Annotated in this window: 1 protein-coding gene; it reads left to right on the forward strand. The window is 65.1% G+C overall.

The features are described 5' to 3' along the window. A partial coding sequence (locus AC1DVA_RS28930) for a porin (protein WP_476808209.1) occupies window positions 1-697 on the forward strand: 697 nt, incomplete at both ends.

Consider the following 697-nt stretch of genomic DNA (forward strand, 5'->3'; position numbering starts at 1 on the left):
GTCGAATACGTTCGCGTCTGCACCGCTTACGGCGCTGGCTTCTTCTACATCCCCGGCACCGACTCCTGCCTGCGCATCTCGGGCCGCGTCCGCGCCGAGTACGCCGTCGGCGAGCGTTACAGCGACTTCCAGGATGCTTACGGCACTCGTGCTCGTGGCCGCCTGAACGTCGACGTCCGTACGCAGACCGCCTACGGCACGCTGCGCACCTTCATCCGCTATGAGCTGACCAACAACACCGGCATCTACGCCTCCAATACGGCTCCGTTCAACGTCGGCTCCAACGTCCCCGGCCTCATCCGCGGCCCTGCCAACTCCTCCACCAGCTCGCTGCTCGATCTGGCCTTCGTCCAGTTCGGCCCGATCACCGCTGGTCGCGCTCAGTCGTTCTTCGACTTCTACGCTTCGGACCTGAACTACGCTTCGATCCGTACGGCAGACTCGCGCGTCAACCTGTTGGCCTACACCGCCACCTTCGGTTCGGGCTTCTCGACGACGGTGTCGCTCGAAGACCGCACCTCGGGCACGACCGGTCGTGAGCTCGGCGGCATCATCCAGAACCCGGTTCTGTTCGTGAACGGCGGCGCTGCTGTCACCCAGGGTCAGGACTACCCGGATCTCGTCGCCTCGCTGCGCGTCGATCAGGGTTGGGGCTCCGCTCAGTTGTCGGGCGCCATCGGCCAGCGCAACTACGCCA

The sequence above is a fragment of the Allobosea sp. P4_C6 genome, assembly GCF_056402015.1.